The sequence below is a fragment of the Pseudoalteromonas sp. SR45-5 genome (genome assembly GCF_014163565.1).
GTDB classification, from domain to species: Bacteria; Pseudomonadota; Gammaproteobacteria; order Enterobacterales; family Alteromonadaceae; genus Pseudoalteromonas; species Pseudoalteromonas distincta.
The window spans coordinates 1-1,013 of record NZ_JACJDN010000940.1 but is presented as its reverse complement, the minus strand read 5'-3'; the positions used below and the strand labels follow the sequence as shown (position 1 = coordinate 1,013).

Sequence of the window (1,013 nt, the reverse complement as noted above, 5' to 3'; positions counted from 1 at the left end):
ACATTTCTTGTATTAATTCTTTCTGAAATTATACCTAAAACCTTGGGGGCTAATTACTGGCGAGCTTTAACCCCAAGTGTTACCTACGCTTTGCGTTTTTTAGTTATATCGCTAAAGCCTTTTGTATGGTTTGCTCAAAAGCTAACAAATTTAATGGGCCCAAAGCACGATGAGGCTTACTATATTCGTCAAGAGATAGAGGCAATGGCAGATATAGGCACGGAGTCGGGAGCATTACATCAAGATGAATCTGATATTATCCGTAATTTGTTGCATTTTAAGCATGCAAAATTATGTGATTTAATGACGCCGCGAACTGTTATTTTCAAAATTCATAAAGATTTAACAGTTAATCAGTATTTAAATGAACATGGATCGTCATCGTTTTCTAGAGTGTTGGTATTTGATAAAGATGCCGATGATATCGTTGGGTTTGTGCATAAAAACGATATTATGCTGGCATTTCACCGCTTAGGCACCGATTACAAAATTAGCAAATTGATTAAGCCTATTTATACGGTGCCAACCTCTCAGAACGTATCGTCGTTACTGCAAACACTTTTAACAAAGCGCACTCATATATGCTTAGTTGTTGATGAGTACGGTGACGTGCAGGGTATTGTAACGTTAGAGGATATGATTGAAGCTTTAATGGGGCTAGAGATTGTAGATGAGCGTGACCAATCTACTAATATGCGCGCAGTAGCAAGGCAGCGTTGGCACAAACGCTTAGCAAGTAGTGCACATATAGTTAGTGAAGAAGATAAACACACTCGGGGTGATAATTAGCTAACAGGCCCCGAGTAAATATTAGTACCGCTTTAAGCGGGGCTGCCATCAGTTTTTAGCCAATCTTTAGCCCAAGATATAAATTCGTCTTGTGGTTTAGGGCGACTAAATAAAAAACCTTGTATGGCTAGGTTTCTTCTATAGTGCCTTAAATAATCGAGCTCTTCTGGGCGTTCAACCCCCTCTGCCACTAAATCTAAATTATCTTTACTCGTAATATTAAA

General features: G+C 38.7%; 1 protein-coding gene and 1 pseudogene. One reads left to right on the top strand and one right to left on the bottom strand.

The window, feature by feature from the left end; genetic code table 11:
- On the top strand, positions 1-789 hold a 789-nt coding region (locus tag H5072_RS20225), incomplete at its 5' end, for a CNNM domain-containing protein (protein WP_182694609.1).
- 32 nt (positions 790-821) lie between these two features.
- Here the strand turns inward: H5072_RS20225 and H5072_RS20220 are convergent.
- A pseudogene (locus H5072_RS20220) lies at positions 822-1,013 on the bottom strand (diguanylate cyclase); the annotation flags it as partial.